Here is an 18,667-nt window from a genome sequence, read left to right as displayed (position 1 = left end):
CCGCCTCGATTCGCGCTGCGTGCGCCGGAAGAGCGCACTGCCGCGCTCCTCCGCCGGCCCCTTCCCACGCTACGAGCACGGGCGTGGCGGCGCATCCGGGTGATGTCCCGGACGAGACGGCGGCCCGTCCGCGGCACCGGGTCACGCCTGGGCGGGCTCCGCGGACTCCTCGCCGAGCAGCATGTGCCAGCCCGGCGCGTAGGCGCCGTGGAGCACGAGCGAGGCCGCGCCGACCGCACCGGCGGCGACCCCTATGAGGCTGGGCTCGACCGACACGGTGCGCACCCGGCGGGCCATCGACCAGCCGTTCACCGCGGTGTCGATCGCCCGGCGGAAGTACTTCTCGGCGCCCCGCAGCCCCTCGCCGCCCAGCACGATCCGGGGGACGTCGAGCAGGTTGACCGCGGTGAGCGCCGCCTGGCCGATGTGCGCGGCGGCCCGTTCCAGTACCTCGCCCGCCCGGGCGTCGCCCCTGGCCGCGGCCGAGCACAGCCGGTTCCAGTCGGTGCGGGTACGCGTCGGGTCGAGGGACAGGCCGAGCGCGTCGGCGGCGGCACGGCCGTGGCGTTCGCCGAAGTCCGCGAGGACCGCGTACGGAGCGGCGTAGGCCTCCAGGCAGCCATGGGCCCCGCAGTGGCAGAGCTTCCCGCCGGGCGCGACGAGGACGTGCCCGAACTCGCCGGCGTTGCCGGAGTCGCCCCGCAGGGCGGCGTCCGCGAGCATCACCCCGCCGCCGATGCCCGTGCCGACGTAGACGAAGAGGAAGCTGCCCGCGCGGTCCGCCCCGCCGGCCCAGCGTTCGCCGATCGCGGCGGCCGTGGCGTCGTTGTCCATCACCACGGGCAACCGCGTGGCTCCGCCGAGGATCCCGGTGAGCGGCACCTGGTGCCACGCGGGGAGGTTGGGCGGGTCGAGGACCACGCCGCGGCCGCTGTCGATCGGGCCGGGCACGGCCACGCCCAGGCCGAGCACCTTCTCCCGCACCACGCCCTCCCGGGTGATCAGCGCGTTGACCGTGCGGCCGAGCTGCCGCACCAGCCGGTCGGGGTCGCTGCGTGCCGAGGTGCTCATGCGCTGCCGGCGCAGCACCCGCCCGGACAGGTCGAGCAGCACCGCGACGGTGGAGTCGGGATCGAGGTGGGCGCCGACGGCGTAGGCGCCGTCCGGGCACAGCGACAGCAGCGTGCGCGGCTTCCCGCCGCGGGACGGTGCGTGCCCGGTCTCCTGGACGAGTTCGGCGTCCAGCAGCCGCCGCACGACGTTGGAGACGGTCTGGTTGGTGAGGCCGGTCGCCTGCGCGAGTTCGACCCGGCTCACCGGCGACCGACGGCGCACGGCGTCGAGGACGACGGCGCGGTTGTATCCCCCGACCCGCGGGAGGTTGGCCCCCGTCTGCATGGGTTCGGACGCCTCCATCCGATGAGTCCTGGCCACGTGGTTTTCGTCGCCGCTCGACTCGGACCTTACCTGAGGAGTTGGTGTACACCCATTGACTTCGTAAATCCAATGGATTTAGTTTCTCGACTCGGAAGGCACTGCCCTTGGTCGGCAAGGGTCTCGACTCCTCGCAAGGGAGCAACAGTGAAGGTGCACTTCAGAGCTCTTGCGATCGCGCTGTCCTGCGGATCGCTGATCCTGCCGCTGACGGCCTGCGGAGGCTCCGGGTCCGGCTCGGGGAACACGATCAAAGTCGCCTACGAACGCAATATGGACAACAAGGTCAGGGTCATGGACGACTACCTGACCATGGTCAAGAAGCAGTTCGAGAAGGCCAATCCCGGCAAGAAGATCGAACTCGTTCCCATCCAGGCGGTGGAGAACGACTACTACTCGAAGGTCCAGCTGATGATGCGCTCGCCGCGCACCGCGCCGGACCTGGTCTACGAGGACACGTTCCTCATCAACTCGGACATCGCCAGCGGTTATCTGCGGCCGATCGACAGCTATCTGAACACGTGGAAGGACTGGAGCCAGTTCCTGCCGACGGCCAAGGCCGCGGCCAAGGCCCAGGACGGCAAGACCTACGGCGTTCCGGACGGCACCGACACCCGCGGCCTCTGGTACAACAAGCAGCTCTTCCAGCAGGCCGGCCTGCCGGCCGACTGGCACCCCAAGACCTGGGACGACGTGCTCAGCGCGGCGCGCACGATCAAGCAGAAGCTGCCCGGGGTCACCCCGCTCAACGTCTACACGGGCAAGGCCGCGGGTGAGGCGGCGAGCATGCAGGGCCTGGAGATGCTGCTGTACGGCACCGGCAAGGACCCGCTCTACGACCCGGCGACGAAGAAGTGGGTGATCAACAGCAAGGGCTTCACGGACTCGCTGAAGTTCCTCGACACCGTGTTCAAGGAGAAGCTCGGCCCGGACGCCCAGGACGCCCTCGGCGCGAACTTCGGCACGACGATCGCCACCGAGCTGATCCCCGGGAACAAGCTGGCGATCGACCTGGACGGCTCGTGGATGGGCAACAACTGGATCACGACCGGCGGGAAGCCGTGGCCGCAGTGGTCGCAGGTGCTCGGGCAGGCGCCCATGCCGACGCAGAACGGCCAGGCGCCCGGCACGGTCAGCCTGTCCGGCGGCTGGACGTGGGCCATCCCCGCGAAGGCCAAGAACCCGGATCTCGCCTGGGACTTCATCACCACGCTGCAGTCGAAGCAGAACGCGATCCAGTACGACGTCCGCGCCGCCAACATCGCGGTGCGGCAGGACGTGGCGAGCGACCCGGCGTACCTGAAGTCGATGCCCGGTATCGACTTCTTCACCGGGCTGGTGAAGTACACCGCGTACCGCCCGGCGCTGCCCGCCTATCCGCTGGTGTCCACCGCGATCCAGGACGCCATGGAGTCGGTCACCATCGGGCAGGCCAGTCCGGAGAAGGCCGCGAGCGGGTACGCCGACGCGGTGAAGAGTGCCACCGACGGCGCGGTCGAGGACCGCGCGGCCGGGTGACGGCCCGGTGACGGCAACCTACGGTCCGGGCGCGGGCACCGTCCCGCGCCCGGGCGGCGCCCCGTCCCGCCCCGGCCGGACGCGGCGCACCCTGCTGCGCGGGCTGCCGGTCGTGCCGTCCGTGATCCTGATGCTCCTGTTCCTGGCCGGCCCCATCGCCTACTGCGTCTACTACGCGTTCACCGACATGCGCCTCACCGGCGCGTCCGGCACGCACTTCGTCGGGTTCGGCAACTTCACCAAGGCGTTCGGCGACTCCAACTTCCGCAACGCGGTCGAACTCACCCTGATCTTCACGGTGCTGTCGTCCATCGTCGGGCAGAACGTGCTGGGGCTGTTCCTGGCCGCGCTGATGCGCAGCGCCTCCAAGTCGGTGCGCAGCACGGTCAGCACGGTCGTGGTGGTCTCGTGGGTGCTGCCCGAAGTGGTCGCCGCCTATCTGCTGTACGCGTTCTTCCGCCGGGAGGGCGAGCTCAACGCCATCCTGCACGTCCTCCATCTGCCGCAGCAGAACTGGCTGTTCACCCTTCCCATCGTGGCGGTCTCGCTGGCGAACGTGTGGCGCGGCACGGCGTTCTCCATGCTGGTGTACTCGGCCGCCCTCCAGGAGATCCCGGCCGAGATCACCGAGGCGGCCGAGGTCGACGGCGCCGGCCGCTGGAAGCGGCTGTGGCACGTCACCCTGCCGATGATCCGCCGCTCGATCGGCACCAACCTGATGCTCAACACGCTGCAGACGCTGTCGGTGTTCGGCCTCATCTTCGTGATGACCCGGGGCGGCCCCGGGAACCGCAGCGAGACGCTTCCGCTGTACATGTACGAACAGGCCTTCCAGGACAGCCTCATCGGATACGGGACGGCCGTGGCGCTGATGCTGCTCGCGGTGGGCGCGCTGTTCTCCGTGCTGTACCTGCGCCTGCTGCGGACGGAGGTCTGACATGGCGGTCGTCTCGTCCCCGAAGCCCCGGGTCCACGGCGAGCGGGTGCGGTCCGCACGCGAGCGCCGCGTCAGGACGCGGTCACGCCGGCGCACCGAACGCATCGTGGTGAACACGATCCTGCTGCTGATCGCGGTGCTGTTCCTGGTCCCGCTGGCCTGGCTGGTGATGGCCTCGCTGAACGGCACGGCGGACCTGCGGGTCCGGGTGCCGCACCCGATGACGCTGGACAACTTCCACCGGGTGCTCAACGCCGACATGACCTACCGGCCGATCCTGAACGGCCTGATCCTGTGCGGGGGCGCGACCGCGCTGTGCGTGGTCTGCGCCGTGCTGGCGGCCTATCCGCTCTCCCGCTACGAGTCGCGGTACAAGCGGCCGTTCCTGCTGACCATCCTGTTCACCACGGGCCTGCCCATCACCGCCGTGATGGTCCCGGTCTACGCCATGTTCGTGCAGGTCAACCTGATCGACACGATGTACGGGACGATCCTGTTCCTCGGCAGTTCCGCGCTGCCGTTCGCGATCTGGCTGACGAAGAACTTCATGGACGGCGTGCCGCTGGTGCTGGAGGAGGCCGCCTGGACGGACGGCGCCTCCTCCATGCAGACGCTGCGCCGCGTGGTGCTGCCGCTGATGTGGCCGGGCATCACGGTCGTCACCATCTTCACCTTCCTGAGCATGTGGGGGAACTTCTTCGTCCCCTTCTTCCTGCTGCTGTCCCCCGATCAGCTGCCCGCCTCGGTGAGCATCCTCAATTTCTTCAGCTCACGCGGCACAGTGGAGTACGGGCAGCTCGCCGCGTTCTCCCTGCTCTACTCCGCCCCCGTGGTGGTGCTGTACGCCGTGATGTCCAAGGTCCTCGGCGGCAGTTCGGCGCTCGGCGGCGCGCTGAAGGGCTGACGGCCCGCCCGTTCCCACCGTCCGCATCTCCCGCAGCGCCTCACTGCTCCGACCCGCAACGAGTCCGCCCGAACAAGGAGCGCTATCCATGCACGACGACCGGAGGCTGGTGGAGGACCGTCTCGAGCGGGTCCTCCGCGAGCGGATCCGTCCCGCCGTCCATCCTGTGTCCGTTCCGCTGGACGTCCACCTGTGGCACGCCCCCGGGGAGCCGGTGCCCGTGGCCGAGGGCCTGGCCGCGCCGTACGAGCCGGGGCAGGCCGGCGACGTGTGGGGCAGACCGTGGGGCACGACATGGCTCAGGCTGGCCGGCACCGTGCCCGCCGAGTGGGCGGGCCGGCACGTCGAGGCGGTCGTCGACCTCGGCTTCGGCCAGACCCACCCCGGGTTCTCCGCGGAGGGCCTGGTCTACCGGCCGGACGGCACGGCGATCAGGGGCCTGCACCCGCGCAGCCACACCGTGCGGATCGCGGCCGCCGCGGAGGGCGGTGAACCCGTGCTGTTCTACGTCGAGGCCGCCGCCAACCCGCTGATCGCCGGGCCCACGACCGACCTGGGCGACACCCGCACGGCCCCGCCCGAGCCCCTGTACCGGCTGGCGCGGGCGGACCTGGCGATCTTCGACGAGGTCGTCTGGGAGCTGGTCCAGGACCTGGACGTGCTCGGCCAGCTCATGCAGGAACTTCCCGTGGACACCCCGCGCCGCTGGGAGATCCTGCGGGCGATCGCCTCCGCCCTGGACGTCCTTGACCCCGCCGACGTGTCCGGCACCGCGGCCGAGGCGCGGGCGTGCCTGGCCCCCGCGCTCGCCGCCCCCGCCCACGCCTCCGCGCACCGGGTGTCCGCCGTGGGCCACGCGCACATCGACTCGGCGTGGCTGTGGCCGCTGCGGGAGACGGTGCGGAAGGTCGCGCGCACCTGCTCCAACGTCACCGCGCTGATGGACGACCATCCCGAGTTCGTCTTCGCCATGTCGCAGGCGCAGCAGCTCGCCTGGATCAAGGAGCACCGCCCCGAGGTGTTCGCCCGGGTGCGGGAGAAGGTGGCCGCCGGGCAGTTCGTGCCGGTCGGCGGCATGTGGGTCGAGTCGGACACCAACATGCCCGGCGGCGAGGCGCTGGCCCGGCAGTTCACGCACGGCAAGCGGTTCTTCCTGGAGGAGTTCGGCATCGAGACACGGGAGGTGTGGCTGCCCGACTCGTTCGGCTACACGGCCGCGCTGCCGCAGCTGGTGAAGCTGTCGGGGTCCACGTGGTTCCTGACGCAGAAGATCTCCTGGAACCAGACCAACCCCTTCCCGCACCACTCCTTCTGGTGGGAAGGGCTCGACGGGAGCCGGGTGTTCACCCACTTCCCGCCGGTGGACACGTACAACTCGGACTTCTCCGGGCGGGAGATGGCGCATCTGGTGCGCAACTTCCGGGACAAGGGCCAGGCGAGCCACTCGCTCGTCCCGTTCGGCTTCGGCGACGGCGGCGGGGGTCCCACCCGCGAGATGCTCGCCCGCGCGGCGCGCCTGCGCGACCTGGAGGGCGCTCCGCGGGTCGCGATCGAGCCGCCTGCGGAGTTCTTCGCCAAGGCTGCGGCCGAGTACCCCGGCGCGCCGGTGTGGGTGGGGGAGCTCTATCTGGAACTGCACCGTGGGACGTACACCTCGCAGGCGCGGACCAAGCAGGGCAACCGGCGCAGTGAGGCGCTGCTGCGCGAGGCCGAGCTGTGGGCGGCCACGGCCGCGGTGCGCACCGGCTTCCCGTACCCCTACGAGGAGCTGGACCGGATCTGGAAGACCGTCCTGCTGCACCAGTTCCACGACATCCTGCCCGGTTCGTCCATCGCGTGGGTGCACCGGGAGGCACGGGACACCTACGCCCGGGTGGCCCGCGAACTGGAGGACGTGATCGGCGCGGCGCTCGCCGCGCTCGCCGGCGACGCGCACTCCGGCGGCACGGTCGTCTTCAACGCGGCGCCGCACGAACGCTCCGGCGTGCCCGCCCTGGGCGGCTCGGTCGCCGCGGGCGAACCCGCCGGGCCCGTGGTGTCCGTCACCGAGGACCCGGACGGCGGTTACGTCCTCGACAACGGGCTGCTGCGCGTCAGGGTGGACCGGCGCGGCCTGGTGACCTCGGTCTACGACCTCGACGCCGAGCGCGAGGCGGTGCCGCCCGGCTCCGCGGCCAACCTGCTGCAACTGCACCGGGACCTGCCCAACCACTGGGACGCCTGGGACGTCGACTCGTTCTACCGCAACAGCGTCACGGACCTGACCGGCGTCGACGAGCTGCTGCTCACCCTGAAGGACCCGGCGGTGGCGCAGGTGCGGGTCGTCCGCAGCTTCGGCTCCTCGCGCGTCGAGCAGACCCTGTCGCTGGGCGCGGGCGCCAAGCGGCTGGACGTCGACACCGCCGTGGACTGGCACGAGCGGGAGAAGATGCTCAAGGCGGCGTTCCCCGTGGACGTGCACGCCGACCGGTCGGCCGCCGAGACCCAGTTCGGACACGTCTTCCGGCCCACGCACACCAACACCAGCTGGGACGCGGCCAAGTTCGAGATCTGCGCCCACCGCTTCCTGCACGTCGGCGAGCCGGACTGGGGCGCGGCCGTCGTCAACGACTCGACGTACGGCCACGACGTGACCCGGACCGTCCGGCCCGACGGGGGCACGACCACGACCGTCCGGCTGTCGCTGCTGCGTGCTCCCCGTTTCCCGGACCCGGAGACCGACCAGGGCGAGCACCGCCTCCGGTACGCCTTCGTCCCGGGCGCGGATCTCGCGGACGCGGTGCGCGAGGGGTACCGGATCAACCTGCCGGAGCGGTCGGCGCCGGGCGACGCGGCGGTCGCGCCACTCGTCACCGTCGACACCGCGTCCGTGGTCGTGGAGTCGGTCAAGCTGGCCGACGACCGGTCCGGCGACGTCGTCGTCCGGGTCTACGAGGCACTGGGCCGGCGTGCCCGCGCCGTGCTGCGCACCGGCTTCCCGCTCGCCTCGGCCGTCACCGTCGACCTGCTGGAACGTCCCCTCACGGACGACGACGGCCCTGCGCCGGAGGCGACGGAGGACGGCGTGCGGCTGGCGCTGCGCCCCTTCCAGATCCTGACGCTGCGGCTGTCACGGGCCGCCGGCTGAGGGGGTGCGCCCGGGTCCGCCCGGGCGCATCCTGAGAGGTGGGGGCGACGGCGTCGCGCGCAGGTAAGGAGCAGGTCATGGCGACCGTGCATTTCCACATGAACTCCCCCATGAGCCCGGCGGAGGTGATGGGGGTGCTGACCGACTTCAGCCCCGAGCGGGCGAAGGAGTGGCCGACGATCGACGAGGAGCACCTCACGGTGCACCAGCGCGGCGACACCTGGGCGGAGGTGACCGAGGGCACCGCCGCCCAGTGGGAGCACGCCCGCTACGAGTGGGACCCGGCGTCGAACAAGGTCACCACGACCACGATCGACTCGAAGGTCTTCGGCCCGGGCGGCGGCTGGGTGTTCGAGATGACCCCCGAGGGCGAGGGCACCCGGGTGGACATCCAGCTCACCCGGGAGCACCCCAGCACCTTCAAGGGCAAGATGCTGGCCACCATCCTCCCCTTCTCCGCCCCCGTCCTGCGCAAGTCCTTCAAGGGGCCGCTGAAGAGCGCGTAGCGCTCCGCGAGCGGGTCGGCAGTCGGGGCGCCGTCTTGTTCTCGTCGTTCCAGTCGTCGTCGGACTGCGCCCGGTCACCGTCGTTCGACGACCGCTCCCCCCGGTCGTCGGCCAGTCCTCCGCCCGACCGCCGCCCGCCCCGGGGCCGGGTCCTCGTCGCCGTCACGCCGGGGCGCGGAGCCAGCCGTGCGCGCGGGTGGTGTCGGCGGCGGCCCGCAGCAGGTGGCCGAGGCCCGGCCGACCGTTGTCGCCGCGGGTGAGCAGATGGATCTCGATGGCGGCCGCCGGCGTCAGCGGCCGCCAGGTCAGGCCGCCCGGCAGACCCGGCAGGGTGGACTCGCCCACGACGGCGACGACCGTGCCCCGCGCGACCGGCGTGTGGGCGGCGTCGAAGAGCGGGCGGTGGCGCAGGGCCGGGGAGACCCCGGCCCGCTCGAAGACCGCCGTGATCGCGTCGTAGTGACCGGGGTTGGCCTCGCGTGCATGCATCAGCACCTGCTCGCCCGCCAGCGCGTCCACCTCCACCCGCTCATGGACGGCCAGGGGGTGGGCGTCGTGCATCAGCACGCCCTGCCGTTCCAGCCTGAGCAGGGTCCGGACGAGATGGGGCACGGGCGGCGGGCAGCGGACCAGCCCGGCGTCCAGGGTGCCGTCGGCGACGCCCGAGACGATCTCGGCGGTCGGCAGCAGCCGGGTGGTGACGGTCAGGCCCGGATGCTGCTCGGCGAGATGGGCCAGGAGGGCGGGCGCGTTCTCGTAGCCGGTGCTGGCGCTGTAGCCGAGCGACAGGCTGCCCTGCGCGCCCGCGGCGAAGCCGCGCATGTCGCGCCAGAGGCGGTCGGCCTCCGCACAGAGTTCCTCGCCGCGCTCCCGCAGCACGCGTCCGGCCTCGGTCAGCGCGACGGACTGGGTGGTGCGCTCCAGCAGGCGGACGCCCAACTCCTTCTCCAGTTCGCGTACCTGGCGGCTCAGCGCGGGCTGGGCCACGTGCAGCCGGGCGGCGGCGCGCGTGAAGTTCAGCTCCTCGGCGACGGCGAGGAAGTAGCGCAGGCGGCGGAGTTCCGGCATGTACGGATCGTACCGGCGGAGCGTCCGCCGATCACCCTGACTGACCTGCGGTTATGCCGAGTTGTTCTGGGGTGAGCGCGAACAGGTCTTTCCCTTCCGGGTTCGACGGAACCTAGCGTTTCCGGTGTCGGGAAGAGCACCACGACACACCACGAGAAGGGCCGGACCCATGAACACGAGCACACCCGCGACCGGAACCACGACCGGGACCGGCACGCAGGCCGAGGACGCGACCGGGACGACGGCCACCGAGGAGGGCCGGGCCGTCGTCCAGGCGTACATGGACACCCTGATGACCGGCGACATCGCGGCCCTCAAGGACTTCTTCACCGAGGATCGACCTGGACCCTCGCCGGTGACCTGCCGCTCTCGCGCACCTGGACCGGACCGGCCGAGATCCTCGACGAGTTCGTGCCCGCGATGATGGCCCGGCTGGACGCGGAGACGGTGGAATTCAGCTTCGACGGACTGCTGGCCGACGGGGACCGGGTGCTGGCCGAGTGGAACACCCGGGCCCGGGCCAAGAGCGGGGGTCAGTACGACCAGCACTGCCTGGCCGTGTTCACCGTCCGGCACGGCCGGATCGCCGCCGTGCGGGAGTACTTCGACACCCTGCACGCCCAGACGGTCGTCTTCGCCTGACCCCCCGCCTCCCGGGGCTCCGTCGAGTCCCCGGCCGCCGGACCTCCCGGCCCTCCCGGCCCTCCCGGCCCGCACGATCCCTCCCCTGAGACGAAAGGAAATCTCCCATGAAGGCGATGCTCCCTGGCGGTTCCGCAGGCAAGCCGGTTCTCCTGGGCGAGGCCGGTGAGCCCGAACCGGCCCCCGGCGAGGCCGTCGTCGCCGTCGAGGCCTACTCCGTCAACCGCGGTGAGACGTTCCAGCTCGACGGCGCCCTCGACCGCACCTGGTCCGGGTGGCGGCCCGGCAAGGACGTCGCCGGCACGGTGATCCGGGCGGCGGCGGACGGCAGCGGGCCGGCCGCCGGCACGCGGGTGGTGGCCCATCCCCCGGCGTACGGCTGGGCCGAGCGCGTGGCCGTGCCCACCACGAGCACCGCCGAACTGCCCGACGCCGTCGACGCGGTGACCGCCGCCGCCCTGCCACTCGCCGGGATCACCGCGCTGCGGCTGCTGCGCGCCGCCGGGCCGCTCACGGGCCGCCGGGTGCTGATCACCGGGGCCAGTGGCGGCGTGGGCCACTACGTGACCGAGCTGGCCGCCGCCTCCGGCGCGGAGGTGACCACGGTCAGCGCCACGGCCGAACGCGGCGCGCGTCTCGGGCAGTTGGGGGCGGCCGAAGTGGTGACCGCGGTGGAGGACGCAACCGGCCCCTACGACGTGGTGCTGGAGTCGGTCGGCGGCGGCAGCCTGCCCGCGGCCCTGGCCCGGCTCGCGCCCGGTGGCCTTCTGGTGTGGTTCGGCCAGGCCGGCCGGACCCCGGTGACCCTCGACTTCTTCGACTTCTTCGCCGGACCGGTCCAGGCCCGGATCGCCCACTTCGACTACACGGTCTCCGACCGGACCTACGGCCAGGATCTCGGCACCCTGGTCCGGCTGGTCACCGGCGGCCGCCTGCACCCCGAGATCGGCACCGTACGGGACTGGGCCCACACCGCCGAGGTCATCGCCGACCTGCGCGACCGCAGAATCCGCGGCAACGCGGTCCTGACCATCGGCTGAGGCCGCGGGTGCCGATGGCGGCGGGGTCGGCGACAGGCGCCGGTCCGCCTTCGGTCGGGCCGTCAGCTGAGGGCCTGCTCCTCCTCCGACGCGGCCGCCAGCCCGTCCAGGGGTTCGCCGCACCCGGCGCACACGACCCGGGTCCCGGAGTCCGGGCCGCAGGTGTGGAGCGACGGCGGCGCGGGCGCGTCCTCCAGATGCCGCAGCCCCCATTCCCGCAGCCCGACGAGCACCGGCTCCAACTCCCGGCCCGCGGGGGTCAGGTGGTACTCGAAGCGCGGCGGGCGGTCCTGGTACCGGCGCCGTTCCAGCACTCCCGCGGCCTCCAGCGAGCGGAGCCGCTTGGTGAGGACGTCCCGGGGCGCGCCGGTGTTGGCCAGGATGCCCGCGTAACGCCGCACCCCGAGGAACAGCTCGCGCAGGACCAGCAGCGACCAGCGCTCCCCGATGACGTCGAGGGACCCGGCGATGGGGCAGGCACGCGGCCGGACGTCGGTCATGCCCTCATCGTAGTCGGTTTGTTTCACAAACTGACTGGGCTTAGCATCGGCGGTAGGCGCACGTCAGGTCCGGAGGCCCTCGATGAACACACACGCCGGAACCCGCCCGCTCCTGGTGAGGATCCTCGTCTTCCCGGGGGTGCGGGTGCTGGACATCACCGGCCCGATCGAGGTGTTCACCTCCGCGAACGAGTTCGGCGGCCGCTACCGGCTCACCCTGGTCTCGGCCGACGGCGAGCGCGTGACCACGGCGGCCGGAACCCGCCTCGAGGTCGACATGGCCGCCGGCGACGCCGCCGAGACCAGCGACATCCTGGTGATCCCCGGCGGCCCCGGCTGGGACCGGTTGATCAAGGACGACGACCTGCTGGACATCGTGCGCGGGCTCGACGCCCGCTCCCGCTGCACGGTGTCGGTGTGCACCGGCGCGTTCCTGCTGGCCGCGGCCGGCCTCCTGGACGGCCACCGCGCGACGACGCACTGGCGTCACACCCGGGAGCTCGCGTCGCGCTTCCCCGCCGTCTCGGTAGAGCCCGACGCGATCTTCGTCCAGGACGGCACGGTGATGACCTCGGCGGGCGTCAGCGCGGGCATCGACCTGTCGCTGGCACTGGTGGAGATGCAGTGCGGCGCCGACGTGGCCCGGGAGGTGGCCAGGGACATGGTCGTCTTCATGCAGCGGCCCGGCGGGCAGTCCCAGTTCAGTGCCCGCGCCCGGGCCCCGCACGCCCGGCAGCGGATGCTGCGCCAGGTACTGGACGCCGTGGCGGCTGACCCCGGCGGCGACCACACGCTGTCCGGCATGGCCCGCAGGGCCGGGATCAGCGCCCGGCACATGTCCCGTCTGTTCGGTGACGAGGTGGGCACCACACCGGCCCGCTACGTGGAGCAGGTCCGCCTCGAGGCGGCGCAGGCGATGCTGGAGGGCGGCGACGAACCGGTGGCGGTGGTCGCCCGGCGCAGCGGCTTCGGCTCCCCCGAATCGCTGCGCAGGGCGTTCGTCAGGAACCTCCGCGTGACGCCGAGCGCGTTCCGGGAGCGCTTCCAGAGCACAGGCGTGGCCGCCGGGGAAGAGGTGGCCGCGGCCTCCCCGGACGGACCGGCCGGGCCGGTGCCGGCCGGGGCCGCCGCGGCCGGTGCCGGGGCCCGCTGACGCGATTCCGCCGCACTCTAGGGCCTCGCGGAGCCCGAAGTGCTCCGACGGTCGCGGGCAGGCGTGAGGAGGGCCGGCGCCAGAAGCCCGGCCCCCGTACGCACCCGCACCCGCGCCTGACTCAGCCGGTCACACCCGCGCCCACGCCTGTCACGGCCGCGCCTGTCGAACCACCGCCGACGTCCGCGCCGGCCGTCCCGCCACCCGAGACCCCCGCACCGGCCGGGCCCGCCGCCGTCACTCCCGCTGCCGTCGCTCCCGCCACCGAGATCACCGCCTCCGCGACGGCCCGGGCGTCGAGTCCGGCCTCGGCCAGCAGCTCGTCCCGGGTCCCCTGCTCGGGAAAGCCCTCACTGACGCCGAGGACACGTACCCGCCTGCCGATGCCGGCGTCGGCCAGCTGCTGCGTCACAGCGGTTCCGACACCGCCCGTCCGCAGCCCGTCCTCGACCGTGACCACCGCGGAGTGACGGGCGGCGAGCCGCAGCAGCTCGGGAGGCAGCGGCTGGACCCACCGCGGGTCCACCACGGTGACCGGCACCCCCTGCCCGGCGCACAGCCGCGCCGCCTCCAGCGCGGTCCGCGCCATGACGCCGACGGCCACCAGCAGCACGCCGCCGTCCGCTTCGTGCAGCACGTCGACACCACCGGAGCGCCGCAGTGCGGGGATGTCCGTGCCGACCGCGCCGCGCGGGAAGCGCAGTGCGGTCGGGGCGTCCGCGACCTCCAGCGCCTCGCCCAGCTCCTCGCGCAGCGTGGGGAGATCGCGGGGCGCGGCCATCCGCAGGCCCGGCACGGCCCGCAGCAGTGCCAGGTCCCAGAGCCCGTTGTGGCTCGGGCCGTCGTCGCCGGTGACACCGGCCCGGTCGATCACCAGTGTCACGCCGAGCCGGTGCAGCGCGAGGTCCATCAGCACTTGGTCGACCGCGCGGTTGAGGAACGTCCCGTAGAGCGCCACCACGGGATGCAGTCCGGACATCGCCAGCCCCGCCGCCGAGGCCACCGCGTGCTGCTCGGCGATCCCGACGTCGAAGAACCGCGACGGGTGCTTCGCCGCGAAGTCCGTCAGGCCGACCGAGCCGGGCATCGCCGCCGTGATGGCGACCACCTCGGGCGAGGTGCCGGCGACCGTGGCCAGTTCCCGTCCGAAAGCCTCCGACCAGGAGAGTCCCCCGGTGCGCAGCGGCACACCGGTGTCCGGGTCGATCGCGCCGACGCCGTGGAAGTGGTCGGTCTCGTCCTGCTCCGCCGGCCGGTAGCCCAGCCCCTTGCGCGTGATGCAGTGGACGACCACCGGCACCCGCATCTCCTTGGCGCGTTCCAGCGCCTCCTCCAGGGCGGGGATGTCGTGGCCGTCCACCGGGCCGAGGTAGGCGAGCCCCAGTTCGGCGAAGAAGGGCTGCGGGACGAGGGCGTCCTTGATCCCCTGCTTGGTGGCCCGCACCGCGCGGTGCAGGGTGCGGCCCGGCGCGCCCGCACTGGTCAGCGCCTGCCGCCCCAGGTTCACCAGCCGCCCGTAGCGGGCGTGCGTGCGCAGCCCCGACAGGTGCCGGGCCAGTCCGCCGACGGTCGGTGCGTACGAACGCCCGTTGTCGTTGAGGACGATCACCAGGGGGCGGTCCGGGGCCGCGGCGATGTTGTTCAGCGCCTCCCAGGCCGCGCCGCCGGTCAGCGCGCCGTCCCCGACGACCGCGACGATGTGCCGGTCGGTGTCCCCCGCGAGCTGCCGGGCCTTGGCCATCCCGTCCGCGTAGGACAGGGCCATCGAGGCGTGCGAGTGCTCGATGTGGTCGTGCGCGGACTCGGACCGGCTGGGGTATCCGGACAGGCCGCCCCGGCGGCGCAGCCGGGCGAACCCCGCCGTCCTGCCCGTCAGGATCTTGTGCACGTACGCCTGGTGCCCGACGTCCCACAGCAGGGTGTCGCGTGGGGAGTCGAAACAGCGGTGCAGGGCCAGGGTCAGCTCGACCACGCCCAGGTTCGGCCCGAGGTGGCCGCCGTTCCGCGCCACGTGGCGGACCAGGAACGCCCGGATCTCCTCGGCCAGGGTGCCGAGTTGGGCGTGGCTGAGCCCGCGGAGGCCGGCGGGCTCGTCGATGTGTTCCAGCAGGGCCATGTGCTCTCGGTTCTCCTTGCCGTGATCGGCTTCTCGTGTCCGGGTTCGGCGTGGGGCGGCGCCCGGACCGTCGCCGGGGAGGACGACGGTCCGGGCGCCGGACGCCGCTGTCAGGCGAAGGCCCGGCGGACGAGGTCCTGCTGCTCGGCGGCGTGCCGCCGGGCCGAACCGACCGCGGGGGCGGACGCGGCCGGACGGCTCACGCACTCCAGGAAGCCGGGCAGCAGCGGGGCGATACGGGGCGCGGCGAAGGTCCAGGCGCCCTGGTTGGCGGGTTCCTCCTGGACCCAGCGCACCGTGGCGGCGGACGGGTACCGCGTGAGTTCCGCGCGCAGTTCGGCGGCCGGGAAGGGGTACAGGCGCTCCACCCGGACGATGGCGGTCCGGTCGTCCCCGGCCTCACGCCGGTGGGCGTCGAGGTCGTGGCTGACCTTGCCCGTGCACAGCAGCACACGCTCCACGCGGGCGGGGTCCGGAACGGGGTCGGCGTACACCGGCTGGAAGCCGCCGGCGGTGAACTCCGCCAGGCCGGAGGTGGCGGCCTTCAGTCGCAGCATCGACTTGGGGGTGAAGACCACCAGGGGCCGGCGCTGCGGGTCCAGTCCTTGAGCCCGCAGCAGGTGGAAGTAGTTGGCCGGCAGGGAGGGGTTCGCGACGGTGATGTTGTCGTCGGCGCACAGTTGCAGGAACCGCTCCACGCGCGCGGAGGAGTGGTCGGGGCCCTGGCCCTCCAGGCCGTGCGGCAGCAGCAGCGTCACGCCCGACCGCTGTCCCCACTTCTGCTCGGAGGACGCGATGTACTCGTCGACGACCGTCTGTGCGCCGTTGGCGAAGTCGCCGAACTGCGCCTCCCACATCACCAGCGCGTCCGGCCGTGCGACGGAGTAGCCGTACTCGAAGGCGAGGACGGCGAGTTCGGACAGGAGCGAGTCCCACGGCGTGAACGGTGCCGCGTCCGGGCCGAGGGAGTTCAGCGGTGTGTGGTGGCGGCCGGTGGCGCGGTCGGTGAGGACCGCGTGCCGCTGGCCGAAGGTGCCGCGCCGGGAGTCCTCCCCCGCCAGCCGGACCGGGACTCCGTCCAGCAGCAGGGTACCGACGGCCAGCGCCTCCGCGGTCGCCCAGTCGACGTTCCCGGCGTCCAGCATGGCCGCGCGCCGCCGCAGTTGGGGCAGCACGCGCGGGTGCACGGTGAAGCCGGACGGCAGTTCGGTCTGGGTGCGCAGGACACGGCGCAGCGTGGCCTCGGCGACGGTCGTCGCCGGACTCCCGTCCGCGTCGCCGCCGGCCCGCGGGGTGGGCTGCGGCGCGCGGCCGGGCGTGGACGCCGTCGCGGTCTCGGCGAAGGCCCGTTCCAGCAGTTCCCGGTAGCGCCGGCGCGAGCGTTCGATCTCCTGGTCGTCGACCTGCCCGCCCTTGAGCAGGGACTGCGCGTACAGCGTGCGCACGGACGGCCGTTCGGCGATCCGGTCGTACATGACGGGCTGCGTGATGGAGGGGTCGTCCACCTCGCTGTGGCCGTGGCGCCGGTAGCAGACCAGGTCGACGAAGACGTCCTTGCCGAACGTCTGCCGGTAGTCGAAGGCGAGCTGCGCGGCCCGGACGACGGCTTCCGGGTCGTCGCCGTTGACGTGGAACACCGGCGCCGCGACGGTCCGGGCGACGTCGGTGGCGTAGGTGCCGGAGCGGGCGCCCTCGGCGGCGGTGGTGAACCCGACCTGGTTGTTGATGACCACGTGGACGGTGCCGCCGGTGCGGTAGCCGGGCAGTTGCGACATGTTGAGCGTCTCGGCGACCACGCCCTGGCCCGCCAGCGCCGCGTCGCCGTGGACCACCACGGGCAGCACGGAGAACGGGCTGTGGCTGCCCTCCACCAGATCCTGCCGTCCCCGTACGACCCCTTCGGCCACCGGTCCGACGACCTCCAGGTGCGAGGGGTTCGCCACCACCGACACCGCGACCGCCCGGCCGTCCACGGTGTGGAAGGTGCCCTCGGCGCCGAGGTGGTACTTCACGTCGCCGGAACCGTGCACGGACCGGATGTCGGTCGCGTCCTCGAACTCCCGGAAGATGTCGGCGTAGGGCTTGCCGACGATGTTGGCGAGGACGTTCAGCCGGCCGCGGTGGGCCATGCCGATGACGACCTCGCGGGTGCCCAGCCGCGCGGCGCGTTCGAGCAGTTCGTCGAGCAGGACGATCGCCGACTCGCCGCCTTCCAGCGAGTACCGCTTCTGTCCGACGTACTTGGTGTGCAGGAACGTCTCGAACGCCTCGGCCGAGCCCAGCCGGTAGAGGATCCCGAGCTGTTCGGCGCTGCCGAAGGGCCGTTGCGGACCCTCCACCCGCTGCTGGATCCACCGCCGTTCCCGCGGGTCCTGGATGTGCATGTACTCGATGCCGGTCGTGCCGCAGTAGGCGGCGCGCAGGGTCGCCAGCACGCCGCCCAGGGTCATCTCCTGCCGGCCCGCGAAGCCGTCGACGGGGAACACCCGGTCGGTGTCCGCGGCGTCCAGGCCGTGTCCCGCCGGTTCCAGGTCCGGGTGGCTGCCGGTGGGCGCGGCGCCGAGCGGGTCGGTCGCCGCGGCCAGGTGCCCGCGGCCCCGGTGGGCGTGGATCAGGGCGGCCACGCGGACCGCCTTGGCCGCGAGGCCGGCGTCCTCCCGGCGGGCCAGGGCGGCCGCGGCCGGTTCGCTGACGATCAGGTCCGTGGGCGGCGACGCGCGGAAGTAGTCCTGCCAGACCTCGTCGACGGACTCGGGATCGTGCAGATACCGCTGCCGGAACTCGTCGACCAGCCATTCGTTGATGCCGAATTCCGGCACCTGCGAGTCGCGGGGGGCACTGCCTGTCTGTGAAGCCACGGCGTACGACGCCTTCTTTCGTCCTGGGAGACACTCCCGGGCGGTCACAGCGTGGGCGGCCGCCCGGCGCCGAGGCGGAACGGTCCCCGGTGACGAGGACGTCCGCCCGGTCGGCAGCTTCGAGGCTAGGCAGCCGCGACGGCCCGCGGACCGTCCCGGACGGCCAGGCAGGCGGCAGATCGGGACACCGGGGCGGGGCCGGCACGCATCGGCGGACAGCAGCCCGCGGCATGTCCGGATGTGAGGGCCGCGTGTCCCCGGATACGGCCATGCCCACCGCGCCGCGCGGTGTTGGCCACCTCCGACCGCACGAACACCTGGAGGTATCCGCATGACCCCGGACGAGCACACCGTCGGGTTCCCCGAGCTGATCGTGATCCCCTGCGGGGCACGCAAGCTGGACCACCGCGCACGCGCGGCGGACCTGTACATCGGGTCGTACCACCGGGCCTGCCGGAGGGCCGCGGAGGCGCTGCGGCCGGACCACCTGCTGATCCTGTCCGCCCGCCACGGCCTCCTCGGCCTCGACGACGAGATCGAGCCCTACGACACCGCGCACGGCGCCGAGGGCTCGGTGACCGCGGATGTCCTGCGGGACCAGGCGGTACGACGTGGCATCGCCGAACTCGACCCGGTGGTCGCCCTCGGAGGCGCCCGCCATGTCGCCCTGGTCGCCGCCGTGTGGCCGCACGCGCGAACCCCGCTGAACGGGACGCGCGGCATGGGCGAACAGATCGCCCGGCTCTCGGCCATGGCCCGCTCGGCCGATCCCGGCTCCTGGCTGTGACGGCCCGCCGGCCGCGAGGCCGGGGACGGTGAGCGATGCCGTGCCCGAGCGGCCGCACGACCCCCCGCCCGAAGCCC

Annotated in this window: 15 protein-coding genes; 10 read left to right on the top strand and 5 right to left on the bottom strand. The window is 72.7% G+C overall.

From position 1 onward, the window contains the following. Positions 1 to 141: 141 nt before the first annotated feature. A complete protein-coding gene (locus K7862_RS18800) occupies positions 142 to 1,416 on the bottom strand; it encodes an ROK family transcriptional regulator (RefSeq protein ID WP_222963913.1) in 1,275 nt (424 codons plus the stop codon). A gap of 171 nt (positions 1,417 to 1,587) precedes the next feature. On the opposite strand from K7862_RS18800, the gene K7862_RS18795 reads away from it, so the two are divergent. The 5 genes from K7862_RS18795 to K7862_RS18775 all read left to right on the top strand — a co-directional run bounded on the left by K7862_RS18795 (position 1,588) and on the right by K7862_RS18775 (position 8,426). Next, the gene (locus tag K7862_RS18795; RefSeq protein ID WP_308012059.1) at positions 1,588 to 2,952 is read left to right on the top strand and encodes an extracellular solute-binding protein; all 1,365 of its coding nucleotides are present in this window, start codon (positions 1,588 to 1,590) and stop codon (positions 2,950 to 2,952) included. A 7-nt stretch (positions 2,953 to 2,959) separates the two neighbouring features. Then, positions 2,960 to 3,889 (top strand): carbohydrate ABC transporter permease, encoded by a 930-nt coding sequence (locus tag K7862_RS18790; RefSeq protein WP_372461587.1) that lies wholly within the window; start codon positions 2,960 to 2,962, stop codon positions 3,887 to 3,889. A 1-nt stretch (position 3,890) separates the two neighbouring features. Beyond that, entirely contained in the window at positions 3,891 to 4,793 is a 903-nt protein-coding gene (locus K7862_RS18785) for a carbohydrate ABC transporter permease (RefSeq protein ID WP_222963909.1), read from the top strand. A gap of 88 nt (positions 4,794 to 4,881) precedes the next feature. After that, the gene (locus tag K7862_RS18780) at positions 4,882 to 7,920 is read left to right on the top strand and encodes an alpha-mannosidase (RefSeq protein ID WP_222963907.1); all 3,039 of its coding nucleotides are present in this window, start codon (positions 4,882 to 4,884) and stop codon (positions 7,918 to 7,920) included. A gap of 77 nt (positions 7,921 to 7,997) precedes the next feature. After that, positions 7,998 to 8,426, top strand: a complete 429-nt coding sequence (locus tag K7862_RS18775) for an SRPBCC family protein (protein ID WP_222963905.1) — start codon at positions 7,998 to 8,000, stop codon at positions 8,424 to 8,426. A gap of 162 nt (positions 8,427 to 8,588) precedes the next feature. Here K7862_RS18775 and K7862_RS18770 read toward each other — a convergent pair whose 3' ends face one another. Continuing rightward, positions 8,589 to 9,494, bottom strand: a complete 906-nt coding sequence (locus tag K7862_RS18770; RefSeq protein ID WP_222963903.1) for a LysR family transcriptional regulator — start codon at positions 9,492 to 9,494, stop codon at positions 8,589 to 8,591. Between the two features lie 169 nt (positions 9,495 to 9,663). Here K7862_RS18770 and K7862_RS37675 point away from each other — a divergent pair, with 169 nt between their 5' ends. From K7862_RS37675 to K7862_RS18760, 3 genes are all read left to right on the top strand, one after another. Further along, the gene (locus K7862_RS37675) at positions 9,664 to 9,918 is read left to right on the top strand and encodes a nuclear transport factor 2 family protein (protein ID WP_262413407.1); all 255 of its coding nucleotides are present in this window, start codon (positions 9,664 to 9,666) and stop codon (positions 9,916 to 9,918) included. Continuing rightward, positions 9,915 to 10,136, top strand: a complete 222-nt coding sequence (locus tag K7862_RS37670; protein WP_372461590.1) for a nuclear transport factor 2 family protein — start codon at positions 9,915 to 9,917, stop codon at positions 10,134 to 10,136. The genes K7862_RS37675 and K7862_RS37670 overlap by 4 nt, the downstream gene beginning before the upstream one ends. A gap of 107 nt (positions 10,137 to 10,243) precedes the next feature. After that, positions 10,244 to 11,176 carry a zinc-binding dehydrogenase gene (locus K7862_RS18760; RefSeq protein WP_222963901.1) on the top strand — a complete coding sequence of 311 codons (933 nt, stop codon included), beginning with the start codon at positions 10,244 to 10,246 and terminating at the stop codon, positions 11,174 to 11,176. A 62-nt stretch (positions 11,177 to 11,238) separates the two neighbouring features. Here the strand turns inward: K7862_RS18760 and K7862_RS18755 are convergent, their stop codons facing one another. Then, a complete protein-coding gene (locus K7862_RS18755; protein ID WP_222963899.1) occupies positions 11,239 to 11,676 on the bottom strand; it encodes a winged helix-turn-helix transcriptional regulator in 438 nt (145 codons plus the stop codon). 82 nt (positions 11,677 to 11,758) lie between these two features. On the opposite strand from K7862_RS18755, the gene K7862_RS18750 reads away from it, so the two are divergent. Beyond that, entirely contained in the window at positions 11,759 to 12,829 is a 1,071-nt protein-coding gene (locus K7862_RS18750) for a GlxA family transcriptional regulator (RefSeq protein ID WP_222963897.1), read from the top strand. Between the two features lie 121 nt (positions 12,830 to 12,950). Here the strand turns inward: K7862_RS18750 and dxs are convergent, their stop codons facing one another. Both dxs and K7862_RS18740 read right to left on the bottom strand, forming a co-directional pair. After that, on the bottom strand, positions 12,951 to 14,945 hold the full coding sequence (gene dxs / locus K7862_RS18745; RefSeq protein ID WP_222963895.1) for a 1-deoxy-D-xylulose-5-phosphate synthase: 1,995 nt from the start codon (positions 14,943 to 14,945) through the stop codon (positions 12,951 to 12,953). Between the two features lie 110 nt (positions 14,946 to 15,055). Continuing rightward, positions 15,056 to 18,136, bottom strand: a complete 3,081-nt coding sequence (locus K7862_RS18740; protein WP_262413405.1) for a multifunctional oxoglutarate decarboxylase/oxoglutarate dehydrogenase thiamine pyrophosphate-binding subunit/dihydrolipoyllysine-residue succinyltransferase subunit — start codon at positions 18,134 to 18,136, stop codon at positions 15,056 to 15,058. On the opposite strand from K7862_RS18740, the gene K7862_RS18735 reads away from it, so the two are divergent. Further along, positions 18,135 to 18,590 carry a DUF6884 domain-containing protein gene (locus K7862_RS18735; RefSeq protein ID WP_222963892.1) on the top strand — a complete coding sequence of 152 codons (456 nt, stop codon included), beginning with the start codon at positions 18,135 to 18,137 and terminating at the stop codon, positions 18,588 to 18,590. The two genes, K7862_RS18740 and K7862_RS18735, sit on opposite strands and share 2 nt — an antisense overlap. Positions 18,591 to 18,667: the final 77 nt, after the last annotated feature.

Origin of the sequence: Actinacidiphila acidipaludis (assembly GCF_019890725.1) — a bacterium.
Taxonomy (GTDB): Bacteria; Actinomycetota; Actinomycetes; order Streptomycetales; family Streptomycetaceae; genus Actinacidiphila; species Actinacidiphila acidipaludis.
Note: the sequence above shows the minus strand (reverse complement) of the source record. Positions and strands in the feature narration are given on the sequence as shown.